This is a genomic window from Pseudoteredinibacter isoporae, assembly GCF_011602085.1.
In the GTDB taxonomy this organism is placed as follows: Bacteria; Pseudomonadota; Gammaproteobacteria; order Pseudomonadales; family Cellvibrionaceae; genus Pseudoteredinibacter; species Pseudoteredinibacter isoporae.
This window is the reverse complement of the sequence record NZ_JAAONY010000001.1, coordinates 1,068,062-1,084,628: the sequence shown is the minus strand read 5'-3', so window position 1 is coordinate 1,084,628 and position 16,567 is coordinate 1,068,062. Positions and strand designations below refer to the sequence as shown.

Here is a 16,567-nt window from a genome sequence, read left to right as displayed (position 1 = left end):
TTAGAACACTCGCTGGCCAGCAGATACTCGAGAGCTGTTACGATGTGGGAATTTTCAAACGTTGCCCCACGCGAATGCGGGAATTGCGCAGCTTGTTGGCCTTTTTCAGAGCGGCAACCGAAACATTGTACTCCAGTGCAATACCCGACAAGGTATCCCCCCGGGCAATAATGTATTCTCTGGGGCGCCCTTCCTTCTGGCCATTTTTCACCCAAGCGAGGTAACTTCCAACAGGCGGTTTGTCATCAAAGTAACTGCGCACCCCTTTGAAAATCTGGCTGGCCATTTTTTTACGGTAGCGGCTGCTGCCCAGGTTTTTCGCTTCTTTAGGATTGGAAATAAAACCGGTTTCCACCAGAATTGATGGCACATCAGGTGACTTCAATACCGCAAAACCCGCCTGCTCCACACGACGTTTGTGCAGCTTGGCGATTTTACCCATGGATTTTAAAACCTTGTCTCCAACCTGCAGGCTCGAACTCAAGCTGGCCGTCATGGAAAGATCGACCAACACACCGGCGAGCACTTCATCCTTATCTTCCAGGCTCACACCACCAACACCACCAATCAAATCCGCCTCGTTTTCCTTACGGGCCAGAAAGCGAGCGGTTTCAGAAGTGGCACCACGACGAGACAAAGCAAAAACCGAAGCACCGCTTGCGCTCGGATGTTTGAAAGCATCCGCATGAATAGAGATAAATAAATCAGCGCGAATATCACGGGCAATGTTGCGGCGTTTACGCAGCCCGATGTAATAATCTCCCGTGCGCACCAATTTACCTTTGTAACCTTTGACCTGATTAATCTGGCGCACCAACTCCTTGCTGATCGCCAGAACCACCGCTTTTTCACGCAAGCCCCCGGGGCCTATCGCACCCGGGTCTTCACCACCATGCCCGGCATCCACCGCAATAATAATGTCGCGCTTTTGGCTGGGTTGTGCTTGCTCCAGTTTTTTCTCGGTCTTCAGGCTTTTATCAAATAAATCCAACACCAGACGATCAGGTTTATCACCATGGCGCTTCAACAGGAAACTGCGCGGCTTCACCGCTTCATGCAAATCCAGCACAACGCGCAAATCCTGTTTGTCGCGAGCACCGCTGCGAATGCGGCGAATCGGGGTTTTATTGAGATCCAGATCGGCGAGGGCAAATTTATTACCGGCCGATTCCATATCCAGAACCAGGCGGTGGGGGTTTTCAAGACTGAACAGTTTGTGTTCCAGAGGAGCGGAAAGGTCAAAAACCACTCGGGTATGATCAGGCGCGCGCCATAACCGTACGCCTTCAATTTGCGCTTTGGCGTGAGCGAATTCAGCAATAGAAAAGCAAAGAAAGGACAGCACCATCCATAGGCGCTTGGGCAGCACTAATTCGCTTGCTCGAAAGCCCATCGCTTCCCCCGGTTTTGGTCAACAACAGCAAACTCTATTGCTGTTTTATAAATATTATTAATATGCGGGCAAGAATCATGGTGGAAAGCCCGCTACACACTCTTATAGACCAAGTATAGCGGCTTTTTTCGGGAAACCGAACTGCCGCTAAAATGACCACTTCCTGCCCTTAGGCAAGTGCTTTTAAAATCCGTTCAGCAGCAGCGTTTTGCGCCTCCAAATCGATTTTTCTTCCCTGCCCGTCCACATGAATACGGATAACAATGTCGGGCTTCGGCAAAAACCCTTCACCGCGGCTCGGCCACTCAATCAAACACAGATTTCCCGGCGCAAAGTAATCTCGAATCCCCATGTATTCCAACTCTTCCGGATCCGCCAGGCGGTACAGATCGAAATGAAAAACCGGAGTCGATAAATCGTAGGGTTCTACCAGTGTATAGGTTGGACTCTTAACCGCACCTTGATGCCCGAAACCGCGCAGAATGCCGCGACTGAAGGTGGTTTTGCCAGCGCCCAGGTCACCCAGCATATAAATGACCAAACCATCCGGAAATTCGCTTTCCGCTTGCTCAGTTTCGCCTTGCAGTTGAGTTCGCAAAGCTGCCGACAGATCAGAGGCCAGGGCCAGACTGGCCGCTTCATCATTGAGAGTTTTAACGATATTCACCGCTAGGACTCCGCAAGCAATTCTGCAAGATAGGGAATCAAATCGGCCGCCAGCATGCCTCGCTGACCAAACTCATCCGCGGCCAGATCACCGGCATCACCGTGCAGGCACACCCCCAGTCGGCAGGCGTCACCAACACTCATGCCCTGAGCAATTAATGCCGCGATAACACCGCTCAACACATCGCCCATACCAGCTGTTGCCATCCCGGGATTGCCCACACTGGCTAAACCAATTGCGGCTTGGTTACAGCAGATCAAACTGCCTGCACCTTTCAACAGTACTGCACCGCCATAACGCTGTTGCAACTGAGCTACGCTCTCAAAACGATCATTTTCAATGCTCGGAATATCGCTCTTCAGGAGACGGGCCGCCTCACCGGGATGCGGTGTTAGCACCCAATTATCGCGCGCGCCTTCCAGCACTCTGCCTTCGGCAAGCATATTCAGAGCATCGGCATCCATCACCATGGGAATATGGTGTTCTGCACTGTAGTCCGCCGCTTTCTGCAGTAATTGCTCGGACCATGGGCTTCGCCCCAAACCGGGCCCGATTACCACCACCGTAGCTTTTTCCAACAGGGGTTCCAATTCCTGCCCGGAAACCACCGCATGCGCCATTAATTCCGGGCGCCGGGATATGATCGCACTGATATGCTCTGCCCGGGTCGCCACACTGACCAAACCAGCACCACAACGAGCAGCGGATTCCGCCGACAATAGGGCCGCTCCAGCAAAACCATAATCACCACCGACCACCAAAACATGCCCGAAACGGCCTTTATGGGCATCGGCTTCACGGGCAGGCAAACGGGCCAGCAATTCGGCGCTTTGAATCCGCTCAACACCTGCGGGTAATTTATTGCAGACTTCAGCGCAGGCCAGGTCATGATAGTAAAGCCGGCCACACAGCTTAGGGCCACGAGCCGTTAGCAGGCCGCGCTTCAATCCAATAAAGCAAACCGTGACATCGGCTTTAACGGCATCCTCGGCGTGGCCGCTGTCGGCACACAGTCCAGAGGGAATATCCAATGCCAATACCGGCTTGCCAGCTTCATTGATTTGACGAATCGCGGCGGCGTAATCACCACGCGGGGCGCCGCTGGCACCAATGCCCAGCAAACCATCGACCACTACTTCACCCGCAATGGCACCGTGCTCTTGAAAAGGTGCCATGATTACCCCTTCCTGGCGGGCAAATTGATACGCAGTGTAAGCATCGGCGGGTAGCTTCTCGGGATCCGCCAATTGCACAATATCAACCGCGATGCGCTTTTGTGCGGCGAGCGCGGCCACTACATAGCCATCACCTGCATTGTTACCGCCACCGCAATACACCGTCAGACTGTCGGTTTCGGGCCAATGTTGCAGCAATCTCTCAAAGGCGGCGCGGCCAGCACGCTTCATCAATTTAATTCCCGGAATCCCCAGCTCATTAATCGCCGCCTGGTCCAGGGCTTTTACCTGTTCGGCGGTATATAATGCGCGCGGAAGTGCTTGGCTTTGCGTATGGTTATACATTGTCATCCCAATGTGCTTTGAATGTGTTCAGCGAAATCTTCAGAACCGGTCATGTGCAGCACTTGCCAGGCTCAGGATCAAACCGCTGATGTTATTTTTGAATTATACCCAAGCCACAGCAGCAGACGAAAGACAGCAATATGAGTAACGCGGATAAACTTGAACAACTCGCTGAGTTGATCCCCATCTGGGGGCGTGAGCTGGGTTTTCAGGCTGTCGGCATTACGGACACCAATCTGCATCAGCAGGAAAAAGATCTCCAGAGGTGGCTGGACAAAGGCTATCAAGGCGATATGAAATGGATGGGCGAGCACGGCAATAAGCGCAGTCGCCCGGACGAGTTGCTTCCCGGAACCAAACGCGTCATCAGCGCCCGAATGAATTATCTGGCACCGGCAACCGAGCCCATCCGCGTGCTAAAGGACTCCAGTAAAGCCTATGTATCCCGCTATGCTCTGGGGCGCGATTATCACAAACTGATTCGAAAACGACTCAGCCAACTGGCCAAACAGATCGAAGACTTTATCGGGCGGGAACACGGCGCACGCGCGTTTGTTGACAGCGCTCCCGTCATGGAACGCCCGCTTGCGGAAAAAGCCGGCCTGGGCTGGACCGGCAAGCACACTTTACTCATTAACCGCGAAGCCGGCAGCTGGTTCTTTCTTGGAGAAATTTTTACCAATCTAGAATTGCCGCTTAATCAGGAACAGGAAAAAAATCAGTGTGGTGATTGCAAAGCCTGCTTGCAGGTTTGTCCGACCGACGCCTTTCCCAAACCCTATGTTCTGGACGCACGCCGCTGCATTTCCTATCTGACCATCGAGTACGACGGCCTTATTCCAGAAGAGTTTCGAGACCCCATTGGCAATCGCGTGTTTGGCTGCGACGACTGCCAGGCCATCTGCCCCTGGAATAAATACGCGCAACATACACATGAGCAGGATTTTCTCCCCCGCCACAAATTGCATGACAGTGATCTGCTGGAATTATTCAGTTGGAACGAAGAAGAATTTTTACAACGTACCGCAGGCTCACCACTGCGACGAATTGGCTATCAGCGTTGGCAGCGAAACCTGGCGATAGGCCTTGGCAATGCCAAAGCCAGTGCCGAAGCACATAGCGCACTGACGGAAAAGCTTCCCAATACCGATGCTGTGCTGGCCGAACATTTTCGCTGGGCTATTACGCAACAGGAAAACCCTCAACGTCGACGCAAGCGGAAAATTAAGCGGCCGGACAATAATTAATGTTTATTCGCCCGCAAATACCGGGTCGATAAACTGTCCGCGATAATGCTTGAGTTCCGCGATGGATTCACGAATATCATCCAGCGCAAGATGAGAACCCTGTTTGCTGAAACCATCCAGCACACTGGGGCGCCAACGCTTGGCCAGCTCTTTAATCGTACTGACATCAAGGTTGCGGTAGTGGAAAAAAGCTTCCAGTTCGGGCATGTAACGCGCCATAAAACGGCGGTCCTGACAGATGGAATTGCCACACATGGGCGAAGCACCGGCGGGCACCCATTGGCGCAAGAACTTCAGGGTATCCTGTTCCGCCTTGCTCATACTGATCTGGCTGTTTAAAACGCGTTCGGTCAAACCGGATTCACCGTGGGTTTTGGTATTCCAGGCGTCCATTTTTTCCATTCGCCCCTTGGGTTGTTTAATGGCATAAACGGGGCCTTCAGCGAGGATATTCAAATCGGCATCGGTGACAATCGTGGCAATTTCAATAATCACATCACTGGCCGGAATCAGGCCTGTCATTTCCAGGTCTATCCAGATGAGATGGGTATCTGATACAGACATTGATTATCCTCTTGATCACGCACGCTGATGAAATACTTGTTGCCGGAGCATTGTACTGGCACCATGTCGATCTTTCTAACCTAATTTTAGCACCCCTTTTGTATGTCGAAGCGCAAACTCAGCCGCCGCCAAGCCTGGCGTATTGAAAAAATACAGGCCGAGAGGGCTGAACGAGCCGCCAAAAAGCGCAATAAAGAGCTGGAAAATCTGGAAGCCGACAGTCTCGGAGACGAACAAAACGGCCTGGTCATCGCTCACTATGGCACCCAGGTTGAAGTGGAAAGCCTGGATCTGGAAGAAACCATCAGTCAACGCTGCCATCTACGCGCCAACCTGGGCTCCATCGTTACTGGCGATCACGTTGTCTGGCGCCAGGGCCAGAGCATCGGCGTCATCGAAGCGGTACTGGAGCGCCGCAGCGTGCTCACCCGCCCCGACAGCCACGGCAATATGAAAACCATTGCCGCCAACATTGATCGCCTGGTCATTGTGGTTGCGCCTTACCCAGAACCCTTTGGCAATTTGATTGATCGCTATCTGGTCGTGGCTGAATTACTGGGTTTTGAACCCCTTCTGCTGATCAACAAATGCGATCAGCTGGACGGGGGCAGCGAATCCACAAAAGTGCTGGCTCTGGCCCAGATGTACAGCGAACTGGGCTATCAAACCCTGAAACTCTCCGCCAGCACTGGCGAAGGTGTCGACGAGTTAACCGAGCTACTGAAAGACGGCAACAGCGTCTTTGTAGGGCAATCCGGTGTGGGGAAATCCTCGCTGATCAACAGCCTGATCCCCGGTCTCGATTTGCGTACAGGCGCCCTCTCGGAGGCTCGCCAGAAAGGCACCCATACCACCACTACCGCTATCCTCCTGCACTTTCCCGGTGGCGGTAATTTGATCGACTCCCCGGGTATTCGCGAATTTGGCCTCTGGCCACTGGAAGTCCATGAACTGATGTCGGGTTTTCGCGAGTTAAAAGACTATATCGGGCAATGCCGCTTCCGCGACTGCAAACATGAGAAAGAACCCGGCTGCGCTCTGCAAAAAGCGGCCGAGGAAGGCAGTATCAGAGCAGAAAGGCTAAACAGCTACTATCATATCCTGAAGAGTTTTGAAGACCCGTCCTGAGATCTGACCGGCACTCACCGCCAAACCAGAGCTAGCCTGTTTTAAAACTCTTGTGTGTTTTTTGAACTCCAGGGGTATGCATGTCAGCACCAGTCCAGCTCGTAATCAAACCTCAAGCCGCAGGTGATCGCTACTGGTTACAAAAACTCAACCGCCTTGAATGGAAGGTCTTGCCCGGCACTCGCCAGCAGGTTTTGCACGCCTGCCAGGCATCGACGGCCAACGCCGCGAACGTGGCTGCCGCCTGCCTGAACGATCCGCTGCTGTGCTGGATACTCAGCCAGCAGGCCAACACCCTCATCCCTCAACGGGAAAAATGGCCCAACCATTTGGAGCAATTAATCAGCCTGATTGGTATGCCCAAAATCATTCGTATTGTGCAGAGCTGCAATGAGTTACCGCGTGAGCATTTAACCGTCCACTACGCGGTCCTGAGCCGCAGTGTGATCCACAGCTTATTGGCGACCGAAATATTCAGTGGTATTTCTTCCGCCCTTAAAAATGATTGGGCAAAACAATTTCAATTGAGCAGTGTATTGTTTCGATTGCCCGAATGGGCAATGGCGATCGACAGTCCGCATACTCAACTGCAACTGGAAGTACTGCACAAGCAAGGCCACAACAATGAACAGTCCCAGCAAATTATGTTGGGCTGCACATTTTCAGAACTGTCGGAGGATTTCTGCCGGCAAAATGCCATTCTTCCCGCCTGCCACAAAGCCTGGAAGTGGCAGGAAATGAATAACTTTGTACAACTCAAATCCACAATGCAGGCTTTTCGCCGGAGGCAAGAAGGAAGACCGGAACCTCAAACCCCGGATGCAGCACTGCTGTTAATTGCGTGTCACCGTCTGGCCTCACAATTGTGGAATGCCCGCAGCCGGCAGCAGAATCTGAAATTGCTCAGCGGCGCAAGTGGATTAAGCCGCGAACAGCTGCACGGTATTGTCAATCACAGCATGCTGAATATGCCCTGGCATGACAGCCTCAGCATTGACCTGCACCCCATGCGCTGGCAACACTGCCAATGGCAACAGAAAGACTGGCTGCCCACCTTCCTGATGCCGCAGCAAAACGATCCCGCACAGCAGACGGAAGCCAACGTAGCTGCGTCCGCGATTACGAACGACAATCTCCAGAAAAACGACCAACTGCTAAAGCAATGCCTGAAACGCTTGCTCGGTAATCAAAGCTTTTCCAGCAGTAAACAGTTGTTGGAATTCACCTTGCAAACCTTCCGTCGAGGTCTGGCCAGCAAAGGGGCTCTTATCTGGGTATACAACAAAGGCCAGCTGAGCTGCCGTCATTTCTATGGCCTGGAAGAAAGCAAACAACCCCAGGCATTTAAGCTGAAAGAAGTGAACGGCGATATCTGCCATCGTTTGCTTCAAAAGTCTGCGGCCATTCGGCTCAGCGCCGAGCACAAAAGCCTAAGCCCCGGGCTGAAAAGCCTGCTGAACCCGCAACAGCAAATCGCCATCATGTCCGTTCTCATTGGTGGCAAGCCGGCGGCCCTGCTAATGCTGATCGAGGAATCCACGATCGACGATGAGCAGTTTCGCCGGTTCAAACAGTTAAGCCACGGATTCCACCAGGCCCTGCTGCGGCAACTGCAGGCAAAATAAGACTCCCCAGCGTTAGCACTCGCCCCGCCCCTTGGCATACAATAGCCTTTTGCGTTTTACAGTGAGAGTAAGGACTTGTCATGCCCAGTGCCCCCACGCTAATGCCGCTTATTGTGGAGCCCGAAGCCTTTCAGCAGCAGGAGCAGAGTGATCGACTGATCATTGTCGACCTGTGTGATCGCGATACGTATTTGCGCGGCCATATTCCTGGCGCAATCCACATCGATCCCAAAGCGACCACCCGAGGTGGCCAACCTCCAGGATTGCTTCCTGAAGAAGCCGAGCTGAAAGCCATCGTTGAAAAACTCGGCCTGCAGGAAGATAGCCATCTGCTGGTATACGATAACGAAGGCGGTGGCTGGGCCGGGCGCTTTATCTGGTTGCTGGACTGCATCAACGTTCAAAGCTACAGCTATCTCAACGGCGGCCTGACCGCTTGGCAGGCCATTGATGGCCCACTGCAAAGCGGCGAAGAAACTGCCCTTCAAAACGCCAGAATTGAGATCAATATTTCCAAGGCTCCCAGTGTCAGCCGCGAAGAAATTGAGTTCCTTCTCGGCGCACCCGGCAGCATCGATATTTGGGATGCCCGCAGTCCCGAAGAATATCGCGGCGAAAAAATTGTCGCACAACGGGGCGGACATATTCCCGGTGCCATCAATGGTAACTGGCTGGATTTTATGGACCGGGAACAGCACCTCAAGATTCGCAGCGACGCTCAAACTTACTTAAAGAATTTGGGCATCGATGGCAGCCGCCCGATTATTACACACTGCCAAACCCATCACCGTTCAGGCCTGACGTACTTGATCGCAAAAGCCCTGGATTACGATATTCGCGCCTACCCCGGCTCATGGTCTGAGTGGGGTAATGCCAGTGACACCGAGATTGAATAGGTAGAATCATCACATGGATAAATTATTTATTGCCTTCCAATACATCGTGCCACAACATTTGTTGTCACGTCTGATGGGAAAAATCGCCAACAGCCAACGAAAATGGTTAAAGGATCCTTTCACACGCTGGTTTGTTGATCGTTTTGGTATCGACATGAGCGAAGCGGCCGAAGAAGACCCTTGCGCCTATGCCAGCTTCAACGACTTCTTTACGCGTGCATTAAAAGAAGGTGCCCGTCCGATTGACGACGACAAACAGAGCATTGTTTTCCCCGCTGACGGTGCAATCAGCCAACTGGGCGATATTCAGCATGGTCGTATCTTTCAAGCCAAGGGGCAAAGTTACAGCACTCTGGAATTACTTGGCGGAGCCAATGAACTGGCCGCAGAATTCAATGATGGTAAATTTGCCACCGTGTATTTATCGCCCAAAGATTATCACCGCGTACACATGCCTCTGGCCGGAAAGTTGCGCAGCATGATTCACGTGCCCGGTGATCTGTTTTCAGTAAACGAAACTACCGCTGAAAATGTGCCTCGCCTTTTTGCTCGCAACGAGCGCGTCGTGTGCATTTTTGATACCGAAGTTGGCCCTATGGCTGTTGTCTTGGTCGGCGCCATGATTGTGGCCAGCATTGAAACGGTCTGGGCTGGACAGATTACTCCGCAGCTACGACAGATTCAGCGCAAAGATTATGATCAGCTGCTGGACGACATCGAGCTGGACAAAGGTGAAGAAATGGGCCGTTTTAAACTTGGCTCAACCGCAATTGTTCTGTTCGGCAAAGATGTGATGAATTGGAATGAGGAATTGCAAGCGGGCAGCCCAACCGTGATGGGACAAAGCATGGGACAAATTTTATCTCAGGAAGAGAAAGGCGAACAAGAAGAGCCAAAAGAACAACAGGAAACCGACCAAGAGGACGACAACTAAACCCTCTTGTTTTACCGGGCGCTTAACCCATCAGAGAATGTTTTAAGCGCTCGAACAATCCCTTCTTCTGCTTTTTGAACAAATAGTCGTCGCGCACTTTAGCGATATCAACCGGATAACTCGATGGCTCAAGGTCGTGAGAAATTTCGACACGCTCAACATCCTGCGCACGCTTTTTCCCTTTATCGATCTGGTTTTGTATGCGCATATCTTTTTTCGCCAGATCCAGCACCTGCAATTTCTTTAGCGGTTGCTTATAGCGATCAAGAACCAGCATCACTTTGGGTTTTAAACGGCGCTCAAAGTTTTGCTCAACCACCACAGCAACTTCACCGCTGCTCAATTCCACGAGTGTGCCGGTAGGGTACAAACCGATAGCACGAATAAACTCGACGGTCAGGTCTTCCTGAAAAGAAACATTTCGCAAATCATAAAGTTTGGCAACCGCACGTGATGGCGACAGGGCCTTGCTATTATCACGAGGGTTGGTGATCTCATCGTAAAAACTCACCAAACCCGCAATGCGACCCAATACTGGAATCTTGTCGCCTTTTAAATGCTGAGGGAAACCACTGCCATTAATGCGCTCACAATGGCTATGCACTACCGCAATAGCTCGCGGTTCTACCTGACGACTTTTGCGCAGCATTTCCACGCCGTAGTCGACAAATTTTTCGTATTCCAGCTCTTCTTCATCGCTGCGATTTTCTTTGCGCAACAGTTCGGCAGCCAGTTGAATTTTACCCACATCCTTGAGCAATACGCCAAAGGCCAGCACATCGAGGTCTTTTTTGGTAAGGCCAATATGGCGACCAAATAAGATTGCCCAAATGGCACTTCGTACTGAATGGCTGTAGCTGTGCTCATCCGCCTCGCGCACTCGGTTCAACCAACTGAGCGCGTCCGGATTGCGAAGCACACTGTCGACCATATCACTCGCCACCCGACGGGTATTCGCCAGCGCCTCACTGTTCAAGCTCGCCAGGCCCTTATCCACTTCCACAATAGCTTTAGCTACTCGCTGATTGAGCTGGCGAGCGCCGTCGATTTCGTTTTTCAGGGGAGTGTAATGGCTGTAGACGTTGTGCCGCACTTTGAGAGGCGACACTTTGACATCCACCGGCTGGTTTTTGGGGCTGCGCTTGGGCGCCTCAATGACTTTCTTGCGAATAGGCGCCAGGGAATTGGGCCTATTGGCCGGGCCTTTTCCCTTCTGGACATCGATGTAAACGTGTCGACAGTAGCGTTTTAGCTGGTTGATCTCTTCCAGGTCGCGAAGATAAAAGCCTTGCAGGGGAAACGGGGTCTGCGTCCACGGGCGATCGAGTCCGGATACGAACATACCCAGCACCAGATCATTGACGCCTACTTTTGCCTGCTTTAAGCCCAACGCCCGCTCCTTGAAAAGCCACTTGGGACCCTACCATCATAAGCCCGAGTTATACCCGGACTTGATACAACAACTCTGGTGGTATTTTAGTCTAATCAAGCTATCAGTGATAGTCAGCCGATAGTTCATGAACGGCGGAAATAAAGGCGCCAGCGTGATCTGGGTCTACTTCTGGGGTAATACCATGTCCCAAATTAAAGATGTGTCCCTCACCTTTGCCGAAGCCCTTCAGAATGGTAGCAACCTCTTGGCGAATCCGCTCCGGAGAGGCATAAAGAATACTGGGGTCCATATTGCCCTGCAGGGCGACTTTATCGCCCACACGGGCACGGGCATTGGCGATGTCCGTGGTCCAGTCCAGGCCAAGCGCCTGGGCACCACTGTCAGCCATGGCTTCCAGCCACTGACCGCCGCCTTTAGTGAACAGAATAACCGGCACCTGGCGGCCATCATGCTCTTTGATCAAACCATCGATGATGCGCTTCATCGGCAGCAAGGAGTACTTCAGATAAGCGTCATGCGCCAGGGCTCCCCCCCAGGAATCGAAGATTTGCACCGCCTGGGCACCCGCACGAATCTGGGCATTGAGGTAGTCGATAATCGAATCAACCAACTTATCTACAAGAATCTGGAACAGCTCTGGCTGGTCGTACATCATCGCCTTGGTTCGGCGATAATCTTTACTGGAGCCACCTTCAATCATGTAGGTAGCCAGCGTCCAGGGGCTACCGGTAAAGCCGATCAGCGGCACCATGCCATTGAGCTCGCGGCGAATCATGGAAACCGCATCGGTCACATAACTCAGGTCCTGAGCCGTGTTCACCACCGGCAGCTTCTCAATGTCTTCAGCGGTACGCAGTGGCTTTTTAAATTTCGGCCCTTCTCCGGCCTCAAAATAAAGCCCCAACCCCATGGCATCCGGTACGGTCAGAATGTCCGAGAACAGAATGGAAGCATCCAGAGAATAACGACGCAAAGGCTGTAAGGTGACCTCGCATGCGAGTTCGGTGTTCTTGCACAAAGACAGGAAATCGCCAGCCTGGGCTCGGGTAGCACGATACTCTGGCAAATAGCGGCCAGCCTGGCGCATCATCCATACGGGCGTGATATCCACGGGTTGGCGCAACAGGGCACGCAGGAAACGGTCGTTTTTAAGTTCAGGGAACGCTTGGGACATGGGTAAATTCGCTACCTTTAACAATGCAAAATTGGCCGCACTATACCACAAGATCTTAGCGACAAGACCCAGCCACAAGATCCCAACCAAAATATCCCACAAGCAGTGGCCGGGATTTATGGGGCGTTACCCTGTACAGTACCCCGGCACACCCAAGGCCAATAAATTAATCAGAATAAGTAAATAAATGGTATGGCGGGTAAACGTTTTCGGAGCCACCCCCGTCATACTCAACAAAGCCACACACTAGGAGACACTATGACGGCTGTTGCAGAAGCCTATGCTGGAGAAGATCCAGACAGCCCTCTGGTGGATCAGGCAGCCAGCGGCGATAGCCGGGCCTTCAAGCAGCTCTATGAGCGACACTACAAACGGGTTTACGCCCTGTGTCTGCGCATGACTGCCAACCCGGAATCCGCTGAGGAATGCACCCAGGAGGCCTTTATTAAGGCCTGGCGAAAACTCGACACGTTTAACAAGCAAAGTCGTTTCAGTACCTGGCTACATACCCTGGCGAGCCGAACCACCCTGGATTACCTGCGCAAGCACAAATCCTGGCTGAAGCTGGTCTTCAGCCAAGAGGAAGAATCGATACCCGAGGCCCATGGCCCAAGCCTGGAACAGGACAACATCGAGCTTTCAAGCCTCGATAAGCTGCTCTGTCGGCTGCCTGAACGAGCCAGGGTTGTTTTTACTCTGCACGGTGTTGAAGGTTATCGCCATGTGGAAATCGCCGAAATGCTGGGCATTTCATCAGGCGCAAGTCGCGCGCAGTACCATCGCGCACGCAATTTATTGCAGGAGTGGCTAGACCATGAAGCAGAATAGAACATTGGATGAATTACTGGCTGACGAAAGCCAATGTCCGGAAGAGATCAACCCTGGTAAAGACCTGTGGCCCGGCATTGAACAAGCCATTAATCAAGAGCAGCAAAAAAGAACCTGGGGCTTGTCGATCAACAGCAAAATAGCCCTGAGCAGCGCCGCATCGGTACTGGCGGCTGTGCTGTTGATCAAAACCGATTTCAGCTCGAACAGCGAACCGCAATTGAACGACAGCATTGCCGCTCTGGTGGAAACCTACGAGCAGGAAAAACAACAAATGCTGGTACGTTATCAAGGTCAGGAAGCGCTGGTCAGCGACTGGCAACAACAGCTACATGATATGGAGGAGGCCGCCAAGAGCCTGCGCACAGCCCTTGAAAATGATCCGGACAACGCGGTTCTGATTCGGATGCTGGGCAATGTGTACCAACAACAATTGGACCTGATCAACAAGGTTCACGCACCACAATGGCAACAAATTTAAGGTGAACAAAATGAAGCAAGCAATTTTAACTTTTGGTTTAGCTGTTCTTTCCAGTGCCGCCATTGCCGGTCAAAGCATTGATAAATCCCTGGATGCCGAATCCAATGGCCGAGTTTATATCGACAATATGCGCGGCAACATCACCATCATTGGCTGGGACAAAAACCAGGTCAAGGTCAGCGGCAAGCTGGATGATGAAGCCGAGGGCTACGAGTTCGAAAGACAGGGTCGACGAGTAATCTTCGAGGTGGACGTGCCACGCGGTAAGTATCCGAGACATTCGAAGGGTTCAGAACTGACGTTCTACATTCCCAGAAACAGTAAATTATTCGGCGAAGGTGTACTGGTCGATTTCGACATCAGTGATGTACACGGCGGCAGCATTGTGGAAACCGTCAACGGCAGCATTAAAGCCGAATCCCTGAGCGAAGAAATTCGATTGGAGACCATCAATGGCCATGTGACCGTCGAAAATCTTAATGGCCAGATTGAAATCCAAAGCATTAATGGCGGTATCGAAGACAGAAACTCCAGCGGTTCACTGGAGATCAAAACCGTCAACGGGCCAATCACCAGCACCACCGATGCCCCGGTCATTGAATTGGAATCGGTTAATTCGGTGATCGAACTGGAATCCAAAGAAGTCAGCGACCTGCGCATTCAAACTGCGAATGCCCGCGCTGACATCACCATTGACAAACTCCTGCCCAATGCCGACGTCAGCATCGACTCGGTCAGTGGCCGCATTACCTTAAATCTGGATGCCGATGTCTCCGCAGATTTCAGTTTGCGCAACCACGCTGGCGGAAGAATCAGAAATGATCTGAGCGATCATGAAGCCGTACGCCCACAGTATGGACCGGGTCGCTCTCTGGACATGACACTCAATGACGGCTCAGCCGATGTTCGAATTACCAGTGTCAGCGCTCGTATCGAATTGAAAGCGCATTGAATGGAAAGCGTACAGGGTCGAAACCCGGCATAAAAGCCCGCCGGCACTAGCCTAAAAAGCTTGTGCCGGCATGTCACAGGCTCTACTCTTAGACGTTTCGTTTCGAACAATAAGAAGTGAGTCATGCAAGCCTTACAAGAACAGCTGAATCAAGCCTCCCAGGCCCTGCGCAGCGGCCAGGCCAAACAGGCCAAACAATTATTCCAAACCGCATTGCAACATCCACAGGCCCAAGCCAATGCGGGCGTTTGGCTTGGATTGGCCTTCGCGTGTGGCAATGCCAAGGACTCACAAGGCGCACTGGATGCTGTGAACCGGGCGCTACAACTGCAGCCCCAAAATCCCCAGGCCCTGCTGTTCAAAGCGGATAATCTTTGGCATGGCGGAGAAAAAACCACCGCGGCTGAATTCTATCAGGGCTTTCTGATTCAAGCCGAACAGAACCCCCAGCTCGCGCCGGATCTGCGCGCTCAGGTTCCCCGAGCCCAAGCCAATTACCAAAGCGTTGAAAACGAACAACTGGGCTATTTGCAAGAGCAAGTTAACGCCCTTGGCCTGAAGCCCGAGAACACCGGCCCACGTTTCCAGGAAGCGTTGGACATCAGCATGGGCAAGAAGCAGTTCTATCCCCAGCAACCCTCCAAATTTTTCTTTCCACAGCTACCCCATATTCAATTTTTTGATACCGAGAACTTTGAATGGGTAGAGCAACTCGAATCCGCCACCGCGACGATCAAACAGGAATTGGAAGCGGTACTGGCCAAGGGGGTCAGCTTTGAACCGTATCTGCAAAGCAGCGAGGAAGTTCCCACACTGAGTCAAAGCAGTAATTGGGATAACGACGACTGGGGCGCATTCTATCTCTGGAAAAGTGGCGACCTGCAAGAAAGCGCCAAAGGACATTTTCCAAATACCCTCAAAGCCCTGGATACAGTTCCTTTTGCCACGGTACCCGGCAGCTCACCCAATGTTCTCTTTTCCCGTTTGCGCCCAAAAACACGCATAGATCCACACCATGGCTTTTTAAACACTCGCCTGATTTGTCATTTACCGTTGATCATTCCTGAAAACTGCGGAGCCCTGCGTTGTGGCAATGAAAGCCGCCAATGGCAGGAAGGCAAGCTTATGATCTTTGATGATTCCATTGAACATGAAGCCTGGAATGATTCTGACTCTGAACGAGTGGTGTTGATTTTTGAAATCTGGCGCCCGGAACTGAGCGAAGCTGAACGCGATGCTGTCGCCAAGTTATTACACAGCATTAAATCGTATCAGGCCTAATTTCCGAATATCCGTTTTCAGCCAGGCATAACAATATGAAACCATCCGCAGACTCTCGCAGCGATTATTTTTGGTTCACCCAGATGAGCACCAAATTTCAGGACAACGATATTTACGGGCATCTGAATAATAATATCCACAGCCAATTTATCGACAACGCGGTTAATTTATTTTTGCATCAGGAAGGCGGCTTAAACATGGCTGACGACCCAATCATCGGTCTGATCGTCAATTCCGGCTGTGATTATTTTAAAGAGCTGGGTTGGCCCGAGCACCAAAACATCGATGTGGGCGTGCGCGTTAATAAAATCGGTCGCAGTTCTGTGCAATATGCTGCAGCCCTGTTTGCTCCTGGCGACGACGAAGCAGCGGCACAAGGACATTTCACACACGTCTGGATAGATCGCGAGAGTCGCGCGGCGGTGGAGATTCCGCCAGCTTTGCGCAGCGCCATGGAATCCGTGCTGCGCAAAACCGAATGATC

General features: G+C 52.0%; 16 protein-coding genes. 10 read left to right on the top strand and 6 right to left on the bottom strand.

The genetic code is table 11. From position 1 onward, the window contains the following. Positions 1–37 precede the first annotated feature (37 nt). The 3 genes from G8768_RS04710 to G8768_RS04700 form a co-directional block, all read right to left on the bottom strand. Entirely contained in the window at positions 38–1,393 is a 1,356-nt protein-coding gene (locus G8768_RS04710) for an N-acetylmuramoyl-L-alanine amidase (RefSeq protein WP_279544994.1), read from the bottom strand. Between the two features lie 169 nt (positions 1,394–1,562). Then, positions 1,563–2,060, bottom strand: a complete 498-nt coding sequence (gene tsaE / locus G8768_RS04705; RefSeq protein WP_371315459.1) for a tRNA (adenosine(37)-N6)-threonylcarbamoyltransferase complex ATPase subunit type 1 TsaE — start codon at positions 2,058–2,060, stop codon at positions 1,563–1,565. A gap of 2 nt (positions 2,061–2,062) precedes the next feature. Next, positions 2,063–3,580, bottom strand: a complete 1,518-nt coding sequence (locus tag G8768_RS04700; protein WP_166850569.1) for an NAD(P)H-hydrate dehydratase — start codon at positions 3,578–3,580, stop codon at positions 2,063–2,065. Positions 3,581–3,720: 140 nt separating this feature from the next. Between G8768_RS04700 and queG the strand changes: the two genes are divergently transcribed. Beyond that, positions 3,721–4,827: a tRNA epoxyqueuosine(34) reductase QueG gene (gene queG / locus G8768_RS04695; RefSeq protein WP_166850572.1), complete on the top strand. Its 1,107-nt coding sequence runs from the start codon at positions 3,721–3,723 to the stop codon at positions 4,825–4,827. A gap of 3 nt (positions 4,828–4,830) precedes the next feature. On the opposite strand, the gene orn is transcribed toward queG, so the two are convergent. After that, the gene (gene orn, locus G8768_RS04690; protein ID WP_166850575.1) at positions 4,831–5,391 is read right to left on the bottom strand and encodes an oligoribonuclease; all 561 of its coding nucleotides are present in this window, start codon (positions 5,389–5,391) and stop codon (positions 4,831–4,833) included. 102 nt (positions 5,392–5,493) lie between these two features. On the opposite strand from orn, the gene rsgA reads away from it, so the two are divergent. The 4 genes from rsgA to asd all read left to right on the top strand — a co-directional run bounded on the left by rsgA (position 5,494) and on the right by asd (position 9,974). Continuing rightward, a complete protein-coding gene (rsgA, locus tag G8768_RS04685) occupies positions 5,494–6,519 on the top strand; it encodes a small ribosomal subunit biogenesis GTPase RsgA (RefSeq protein WP_166850577.1) in 1,026 nt (341 codons plus the stop codon). Positions 6,520–6,599: 80 nt separating this feature from the next. Continuing rightward, the gene (locus G8768_RS04680; RefSeq protein ID WP_166850580.1) at positions 6,600–8,144 is read left to right on the top strand and encodes a hypothetical protein; all 1,545 of its coding nucleotides are present in this window, start codon (positions 6,600–6,602) and stop codon (positions 8,142–8,144) included. An 80-nt stretch (positions 8,145–8,224) separates the two neighbouring features. Beyond that, positions 8,225–9,040, top strand: coding sequence for a rhodanese-like domain-containing protein (locus G8768_RS04675; protein ID WP_243749357.1), 816 nt, complete (start codon positions 8,225–8,227; stop codon positions 9,038–9,040). A 13-nt stretch (positions 9,041–9,053) separates the two neighbouring features. Then, a complete protein-coding gene (asd, locus tag G8768_RS04670; RefSeq protein ID WP_166850583.1) occupies positions 9,054–9,974 on the top strand; it encodes an archaetidylserine decarboxylase in 921 nt (306 codons plus the stop codon). A 22-nt stretch (positions 9,975–9,996) separates the two neighbouring features. Here the strand turns inward: asd and G8768_RS04665 are convergent, their stop codons facing one another. Both G8768_RS04665 and hemE read right to left on the bottom strand, forming a co-directional pair. Next, positions 9,997–11,364 (bottom strand): cyclic di-GMP phosphodiesterase, encoded by a 1,368-nt coding sequence (locus G8768_RS04665; protein ID WP_166850586.1) that lies wholly within the window; start codon positions 11,362–11,364, stop codon positions 9,997–9,999. Positions 11,365–11,467: 103 nt separating this feature from the next. After that, complete coding sequence (gene hemE, locus G8768_RS04660) at positions 11,468–12,541, bottom strand: uroporphyrinogen decarboxylase (RefSeq protein ID WP_166850589.1); 1,074 nt, start codon at positions 12,539–12,541, stop codon at positions 11,468–11,470. Positions 12,542–12,799: 258 nt separating this feature from the next. Here hemE and G8768_RS04655 point away from each other — a divergent pair, with 258 nt between their 5' ends. The 5 genes from G8768_RS04655 (at position 12,800) to G8768_RS04635 (ending at position 16,565) form a co-directional block, all read left to right on the top strand. Further along, positions 12,800–13,369: an RNA polymerase sigma factor gene (locus tag G8768_RS04655; protein WP_166850592.1), complete on the top strand. Its 570-nt coding sequence runs from the start codon at positions 12,800–12,802 to the stop codon at positions 13,367–13,369. Continuing rightward, a complete protein-coding gene (locus G8768_RS04650) occupies positions 13,356–13,850 on the top strand; it encodes a hypothetical protein (protein ID WP_166850595.1) in 495 nt (164 codons plus the stop codon). The genes G8768_RS04655 and G8768_RS04650 overlap by 14 nt, the downstream gene beginning before the upstream one ends. Before the next feature lie 10 nt (positions 13,851–13,860). Beyond that, the gene (locus G8768_RS04645; protein WP_166850598.1) at positions 13,861–14,802 is read left to right on the top strand and encodes a DUF4097 family beta strand repeat-containing protein; all 942 of its coding nucleotides are present in this window, start codon (positions 13,861–13,863) and stop codon (positions 14,800–14,802) included. Between the two features lie 123 nt (positions 14,803–14,925). Beyond that, positions 14,926–16,083, top strand: a complete 1,158-nt coding sequence (locus G8768_RS04640; protein ID WP_166850601.1) for an aspartyl/asparaginyl beta-hydroxylase domain-containing protein — start codon at positions 14,926–14,928, stop codon at positions 16,081–16,083. A gap of 35 nt (positions 16,084–16,118) precedes the next feature. Next, complete coding sequence (locus tag G8768_RS04635; RefSeq protein ID WP_166850604.1) at positions 16,119–16,565, top strand: acyl-CoA thioesterase; 447 nt, start codon at positions 16,119–16,121, stop codon at positions 16,563–16,565. Positions 16,566–16,567 lie beyond the last annotated feature (2 nt).

Bases quoted from the DNA above. Each gene is read 5' to 3' on its own strand.
- G8768_RS04710 (WP_279544994.1), bottom strand. From the start codon at position 1,393: ATGGGCTTTCGAGCAAGCGAATTAGTGCTGCCCAAGCGCCTATGGATG.
- G8768_RS04700 (WP_166850569.1), bottom strand. From the start codon at position 3,580: ATGTATAACCATACGCAAAGCCAAGCACTTCCGCGCGCATTATATACC.
- queG (WP_166850572.1), top strand. From the start codon at position 3,721: ATGAGTAACGCGGATAAACTTGAACAACTCGCTGAGTTGATCCCCATC.
- orn (WP_166850575.1), bottom strand. From the start codon at position 5,391: ATGTCTGTATCAGATACCCATCTCATCTGGATAGACCTGGAAATGACA.
- rsgA (WP_166850577.1), top strand. From the start codon at position 5,494: ATGTCGAAGCGCAAACTCAGCCGCCGCCAAGCCTGGCGTATTGAAAAA.
- G8768_RS04680 (WP_166850580.1), top strand. From the start codon at position 6,600: ATGTCAGCACCAGTCCAGCTCGTAATCAAACCTCAAGCCGCAGGTGAT.
- G8768_RS04675 (WP_243749357.1), top strand. From the start codon at position 8,225: ATGCCCAGTGCCCCCACGCTAATGCCGCTTATTGTGGAGCCCGAAGCC.
- asd (WP_166850583.1), top strand. From the start codon at position 9,054: ATGGATAAATTATTTATTGCCTTCCAATACATCGTGCCACAACATTTG.
- hemE (WP_166850589.1), bottom strand. From the start codon at position 12,541: ATGTCCCAAGCGTTCCCTGAACTTAAAAACGACCGTTTCCTGCGTGCC.
- G8768_RS04655 (WP_166850592.1), top strand. From the start codon at position 12,800: ATGACGGCTGTTGCAGAAGCCTATGCTGGAGAAGATCCAGACAGCCCT.
- G8768_RS04650 (WP_166850595.1), top strand. From the start codon at position 13,356: ATGAAGCAGAATAGAACATTGGATGAATTACTGGCTGACGAAAGCCAA.
- G8768_RS04645 (WP_166850598.1), top strand. From the start codon at position 13,861: ATGAAGCAAGCAATTTTAACTTTTGGTTTAGCTGTTCTTTCCAGTGCC.
- G8768_RS04640 (WP_166850601.1), top strand. From the start codon at position 14,926: ATGCAAGCCTTACAAGAACAGCTGAATCAAGCCTCCCAGGCCCTGCGC.
- G8768_RS04635 (WP_166850604.1), top strand. From the start codon at position 16,119: ATGAAACCATCCGCAGACTCTCGCAGCGATTATTTTTGGTTCACCCAG.